Origin of the sequence: Arsukibacterium sp. (assembly GCF_041616895.1) — a bacterium.
In the GTDB taxonomy this organism is placed as follows: domain Bacteria; phylum Pseudomonadota; class Gammaproteobacteria; order Enterobacterales; family Alteromonadaceae; genus Alishewanella.
This window is the reverse complement of the sequence record NZ_JBFJPY010000128.1, coordinates 1-6,790: the sequence shown is the minus strand read 5'-3', so window position 1 is coordinate 6,790 and position 6,790 is coordinate 1. Positions and strand designations below refer to the sequence as shown.

General features: G+C 48.1%; 4 protein-coding genes and 1 pseudogene. 2 read left to right on the top strand and 3 right to left on the bottom strand.

What is annotated here, in order from left to right:
* Positions 1 to 763: pseudogene (locus ABY802_RS15260) on the top strand (hypothetical protein); the annotation flags it as partial.
* Positions 764 to 790: 27 nt separating this feature from the next.
* On the opposite strand, the gene ABY802_RS15255 reads toward ABY802_RS15260, so the two are convergent.
* Positions 791 to 1,228 carry an OsmC family protein gene (locus ABY802_RS15255; RefSeq protein ID WP_372627983.1) on the bottom strand — a complete coding sequence of 146 codons (438 nt, stop codon included), beginning with the start codon at positions 1,226 to 1,228 and terminating at the stop codon, positions 791 to 793.
* 283 nt (positions 1,229 to 1,511) lie between these two features.
* Between ABY802_RS15255 and ABY802_RS15250 the strand changes: the two genes are divergently transcribed.
* On the top strand, positions 1,512 to 2,795 hold the full coding sequence (locus tag ABY802_RS15250; RefSeq protein ID WP_372627982.1) for a pectin acetylesterase-family hydrolase: 1,284 nt from the start codon (positions 1,512 to 1,514) through the stop codon (positions 2,793 to 2,795).
* 67 nt (positions 2,796 to 2,862) lie between these two features.
* On the opposite strand, the gene ABY802_RS15245 is transcribed toward ABY802_RS15250, so the two are convergent.
* On the bottom strand, positions 2,863 to 4,353 hold the full coding sequence (locus ABY802_RS15245; protein WP_372627981.1) for a tryptophan halogenase family protein: 1,491 nt from the start codon (positions 4,351 to 4,353) through the stop codon (positions 2,863 to 2,865).
* A gap of 132 nt (positions 4,354 to 4,485) precedes the next feature.
* Positions 4,486 to 6,790 (bottom strand): TonB-dependent receptor (locus tag ABY802_RS15240; protein WP_372627980.1); only part of this gene is annotated, 2,305 nt, incomplete at its 5' end.

Sequence of the window (6,790 nt, the reverse complement as noted above, 5' to 3'; positions counted from 1 at the left end):
TGGCCGGCCGTTAAGCCTGACAGACCGGGAAAGGCTGCTTAAAATCAGTAGCGATGCCAGCCTGGCCTTGCTGAAACAGGGTTTCGGCATAGCACCCTACATTGGTAACAACAGAACTGAGCGCGATAACTACCTTGCGGCGCAACACCAACGCTTGCAGTGGCTTAGCCAGTTGTTGCAGTTAAACCCGGGTGATAAAACGTTGTTTGGCAGCTTATTAAAAGTACCACAAGTGTATGCGTCAATTGTGCTACCTGGCCGGCAGCGCTTCAATTACGCAATGCTACCGAAGGCGGCATTATTAATGCGTGAGGGGGCAAGGCGAAATGAATATAGTGGTTTACTGGTTGACCAGCTACTTAGAATAACCGGCTTGTTTCCGCAGGGTTATGGTGTGGTGTTTACGCCACTGGGGCCCGATCAGCAACCACAGGACCGCTACGAATTCGCTATCGTTAATGGCCTGTACCCGCAAAAGCCAGAGCAACCCAATTGCCGGATAGTCAGTCGCCAGCAGCAGTATCGCAATACCGGCATCGACATTAGCCTGCAAACCGATTACAACCTGTACTTTAAAATTGCCCGCGAACGGCTGGAAGTGCTACCCGAGCACCGCTTAAAAGCTTTGCTAAACGCCTTGTATCAGGATGGCGAAGAGCGCTACCTGCGCAAGCTACTGCCCCGCTGCTGGCAGCCGGAGCAGTTTTTCCAGGAGCCGGCACACCAGAACTTATGGCAAAACGCCACAATGAAACAGAATTAGTGTGGCCAGGCCAAAAGTGTTTGTTGGTTAATTGCCTTCAAACGACATGATATCCAGAGTAATGTCGCAATTCAGTAATTTCGAAATGGGGCAGTTTAGTTTTGCTTCAACTGCCGCTTTTTCAAAATCGCTGCCATGCATACCTGGTACTTTAGCATCCAACTTTATTTCAGATTTAGTAATGGTAAAACCATCACCGTCTTTTACCAGGGTAATTTCAACTTTAGACTCCAGGGTGCCTTTGCTAAAACCCTTGCCAGCTAAACCAAACGACAGGGCCATGGTAAAACACGACGCGTGCGCCGCAGCAATTTGCTCTTCGGGGTTTGTGCCGGTTTTATTATCAAAGCGGGTATTAAAGCCATAGGGCTGGTCTTTTAATGCGCCTGATTGAGTAGAAACATGTCCTTTGCCGTCTTTGCCTAAGCCTTCATATTTTGCCGTTGCCCAATTAATAATAGCCATATAGTGCTCCTTATTGCTTTATTAGTGCTTATAACCATAGGCAAGAAGCAAACTTTATTCCAGCTTATCCAGAGCGGGATCGTAGGGCTTGGTAATGGCGGTGCCGTGTTCTGGTTGTATAAAGTGTTCACGTTGTGAGTAAAAATTACCGGGCAGTCTTTTCAATACTTAATGACAAAGCATGATTTTTTAACAAGTGTTCTATATTTAGTCACAAGAGTGTCCTATCTTTTTAATGCGGCAATATCGGCCCGCAATACTTAACGATGAAACGGACCCTCATATGAAAAGATTATTAATGCTTGGTGCAGTACTGGTGTTAGGTGCCATAGCAGCTGATGTACAAGCCAAACCTGCGGCGGCTGAATGGCAAGTGATCCCGGTAGATGCTCAAATGGACATTATCGATGACCAGGGCTTCACTAAAACTATTAATCCCAGCTGTGCTTTTGACACCGTGCTAAACCCGATTAATGGCGAACCTGTTAATAACGCGTTTCACTTTTACTTTAAACAAGGCAAAAGTAAAAACCTGTTAGTGTATTTTAATGGTGGCGGAGCGTGCTGGAATGATGCAACCTGTGTTGGCTCACTGGCCTTGGCGGGAGTACCCGGCGCGCGTCCTGCCTATAACCCTTCCATATTGGCCGAGAATTCACCACTTAATGCCGGCGGTATTTTTAACGACGCTGAAAAAGAGAATCCGTATAAAGACTGGAGTAAGGTGTTTATTCCTTATTGCACCGGCGATATTCACGTTGGCTCAAGCGATACAACCTACCGCGATGTAGACGGCACAATCACCGGTTTTCCCGGTGCGCCGGTCACCGTTAAACACCGTGGTTACGACAATTTTATGGCCGTTAGCGCCTGGTTGAAACAGCATTTCGATGATAAAAAGCAGAAAAAAGTCAAAAAGCTGCTGGTCACCGGTTCAAGCGCCGGTGGTTATGGTGCCACCTTACATTTTCCTTATTTACAGGCTGCCTTCCCCAACGCAGATAGTGCATTATTTGCCGATGCGTCTTCAGCTGTGGTTACCCAGGGTTTTATCGATAGTGTGTTCGATTTTGATAAAGTCTGGAATGTGGAAACCAGCCTGCCGTTGCTGTTTAGCGAAGGGTTAACCACCTATTCCGCGGTAGGATTTAACGCTGAAATTTTTAGCCGATTAACTGAAGCCTATCCTGATAGTCGGTTTGCTCAGTACAGTACCCAGCTTGATCTGGTACAAGTGCAATTTTTGAAGATTATGGACCAAAATGACTTGGGTAATACCAATCCTTTTAGCTGGGGAATAAACGAATATGACTACCTGTACTTCGCCGAGTGGAACGCCAGAATGGAAGCCTCGTTAAACTTTTTATCTGAGACAACACACAACTATCAGTACTATATTGGCAGTGGTAATAGTCATACGATTCTGACTGAGTTTTTTGCCACCCCAGAGGTGCCACACCCGTTCTACACGGAGCAAAGCGCAGCTGGTGTGAAATTCACAAAGTGGCTTAAGCGGTTTACTAAGAACGGTAAATTTAAACCACACAGCGTAAAATATTCAGACTAAGTTTGATAGGGCCAGCCATGTGCGATTACCTTCCTCGCTATGGCTGGCCTGTGGTTTCCTTTATTAATTAACTACGGTTAATCATGGTTTGAATAAAGGTGTCATGATCAGGCAGTTTACTCAGCGGCTCCTGCTTAATCGCCTGAATATTGGCCAGCATCTCGCGCAGCTTTTCGGCGCTGAAATTATTGGCAATCGGGTGGTAATCTTTCGGCTCTATGCCCTGGCCTAGCATGACCTGCAGCCAGGAGCTTTCCAGAAATAAATCGTTCTGATCGCGAAATAACTGCCCATTATCGGCGAAAATAGCCATTTTTTGGCGTAAGCTATCCGGAATGGCCAACTGCTGCATATCGCGCCAGAACTGGCTGTCACTGCGCTGGTTAACATGGTAGTGCAGGATCAGAAAGTCACGAATTTGGGTATATTCCAGCTCGGATTGCCGGTTATATTCTTTAACGGCGCTCGGGCAAATGCCGTTGTGCGGAAACAATTGGATCAGCCGCACCACCGCCGACTGGATCAGGTGAATACTGGTTGACTCCAGCGGCTCTAAAAACCCACTGGCCAGGCCTACCGCCACCACATTGCGCTGCCATTGCTGGCGGCGACGGCCGGTTTTAAAACGTATAAACTTAGGCTCAGCCAGCGCTTTGCGATCTAAATTGGCCAGTAATAAGTCAGCGGCCTGCTCATCAGTGTAGTGCGAACTGCTGAATACCAGGCCATTGCCGTTACGATGCTGCAGCGGAATACGCCACTGCCAGCCGGCAGTGTGTGCGATAGCGCGAGTATAGGGTAGGGTTTTATCAAAGCGCTCAGAAGGCACGGCTACCGCACGATCACAGGGTAAAAAGTGGCTCCAGTCGTCATAGCCAGCGTTTAATTTTTCCTGAATAAGCAAACCGCGAAAGCCCGAGCAATCAATAAACAAATCGCCACTAAGCTCACGGCCATCTTCCAGCACCAGGCATTTAATATCACCATTGGTGTGCTGAAATACCTGCTGAACTTTACCTTCATGGCGCACCACGCCCATTTGCTCGCTAAGCTTTCTTAAGTAGCGGGCATACAGCCCGGCATCAAAGTGATAGGCGTAGGGTAATTCCAGAATGCTGTCTTTAGCATTAATGGGCGCAAACTTGCCGGCCATGGCACACAGGTAGTTTAAGTCGTATTGCCATAAATCGGTTTTATCGCCCTGCTGTCTGGCCCGCAGCCATAAATGATGAAAATGACAGAAAGCCAGGCTTTTACCCGGCGCACCAAAGGTATGAAAATAACCTTCGCCCGGCACCCGCCAGTTATCGAATTTAATCGCCAGTTTAATGGTCGCTTTGGTTTCGCGTAAAAACTCAGCTTCGTTAATCCCCATGACATTATTAAATAACCGAATGGGCGGAATGGTGGCTTCACCAACGCCAACCGTGCCAATGTCTTCTGATTCCACCAGCTCAATCTCGATAGCACCGGCCAGCACTTTTTTCAGTAAGGCCGCGGCCATCCAACCGGCAGTACCGCCGCCTAACACCACTACTTTTTTTACAGCGTTGTTCATAATATCCTACTCAAAAAAAACCCGGCCCTTAAACCAGGCCGGGCTTTTACCAGGGAGAACCTGCTCTGCCTTTGGCCTGGCTTGCTACTTACTATAGCAGGCCAGACTGGCAGAATTATCAGAACTTAAGCATTAAAACTTATAGTTTAAACCTAACATAAAGTTCCTACCAAAACTCTGATAATCCGTAACCTGGCGGGCATCAGCGCCGTTGGTTCTTAAGGTTGGCTCGTCAGTAATATTCTGCACCTGGAAGGTTAAGCGCAGACCATCGAGGCCATCAATGCCTGACTCGCTGAAGTCATAACCAAGCTGGGCATCCCACAGCTCAGCACCGCGGTCAACACACTCGACACGAGACAAGCTTAAACCCCGGGTTTCTGTCAGGAACTCATCACGCTTGGTGCCCGACACCCGGAATTCAAAGCCTTTGTACTCATAGTAGGCAGTAAGGGTATACGTTTCTTCAGATAAACCCGGCACCCGGGCACCGTCATCCAGCTTTCCGTCCATAAAGGTGGCGCTGGCCACCACTCCAAAACCATCTAAAGCTTCGTGCACTATTTCAAACGGTACACTGGCCTGGAATTCGTAACCACGCACAAACCCCTGTAAACCATCAGTAACCTGAGAAATGTTGCCGACGAAAAGCTCCGGCGGACGGTTACCTGTTTCATTTGAAGACTGGTGATAGCCCGGAATATAAACGTCTGAAAAATCCGCAATGACGGTTTCATTGCGGTGCCAGTTTTTCAGATCTTTAAAGAAAAAGCTGGCGGCAAAGAAGCCATTGTCGTGATAATAGTTCTCGTAAGCTAAATCAAACTGATTAGCCTCTAACGGCTTTAACCGGGTATTACCGGAATTTCCACCCCAGGGACTGTTTTGTGGGTCGTCACTAAGAATGTTTGAGTCATTAAACTGGAAGGTAACCTGGGCATTTGGCCGCATATCATCCATCCGTGGCCGGCTGATCACTTTCGATAGCGCGGTACGTACGTATTGGCGGTCAGCTACTTCGACGCTTACATTTAACGTAGGCAGAATATCGGTGTAATCATCGCTGTCACTGACCGGCGTTGCCACGGTAAAGCCCTGGGCGTTGCTGGTAGTACTGAAGCCTTCACCACTTTGTTTGGCATTAACCACTTGCAGACCAAAGTTACCCTGCACCATCATACCTGCCACTTCGGTATTTACGTCAAACTTAGCAAATAAGGTGGTTAGCTCTTCATCAATTTTGTAAGTATCACCAAAACGACCGTTTTCTAAAAGCGCCGCATCGGTTTCAATATAGTAACCGCTGTTGTACAAGCCTAAACTGTCATAAGCGGTTACACCCGCAATACCAATAAAACTTAAATCGGCGACGCCCAACGGGTTAGGAATAGCGACATCGTCCGGCCAGCTTGGCGCGGTTAAAAAGGCACCGTTATTAATTTTGGTTTTTGAACGCTCCTGATAGGCGATACCGGTTTCAACGCCGGTAATAATGCCCCAGCTGACAAAGCCATTAAATTGCAGGCGCAGGCTGTCTAAGGTTTCTTCAAATACTGGCTGGTTAACAAAACCATCCTGGGCATTAGTTGTGCCGTCGAATTGTGGAATTGCACCCAGAGCGCCACCCCAGCCTTGCGGCCCGGCTAAACGCATTAAGCTGGCATCGGTGTAATCTACTGATGGCAGGGTTGGATGATCACTATAGATCACGCCAGTTGGGGTCATGGTCCAGCTACGGGCAGCCAGTGGCCGACCTGGCGTGCCAGCACGGCCGACACCAGAATAACTTTCTACGTCGGTAATGGTTTTATCTACTTTACCGCTGGACATATCGAGTTGGGCAGTCCAATCGTCGCTTAGCTCATACTCAAGGTTTAAGCCAAAGGTGAATAAATCTGCTTCCTGGCTGCGCGCATCGTTACGCACTACAGAATGAAAACCATCGTAGTAACCTGAGGTTACCAGGCCGTTCTCAACGCCGGTAATGGTGTAATCGCCAGTACCCCACTCAGCACCACCTTCTTCCAGGCCACGACGCACGTCGTTTTCGGTAAAGTCGACATATAAGGCGTCAAATTTTAAGGTCAGTTTGTCAGTTGGCGTATATTCAACAATAGCCGCGAACGAGTCGCGCTCCAGCATCGCCGAACGGGTAAATGAGTCGTGACCACCTAATACTACCGTACCTGCTGGTACATCTACCGTGTCGGTATCACGACGAGCATTGTTAAAATCACCGTTATCATCAAGACTTAAATTAACACCGGCATAACCCCAACCACGGAACTGCTGCTCCTGGCGTGGCGTTTCCATTGATGATACAACCAGCGCTACACCAACGGTATCGTCTAAAAACTTGTCAACAAAGTTTACTGAGAAACGATGACCACTATTGTCGAAATCCGGGTTACCCGCTGAGTAGTCATTTTGTTCAAAG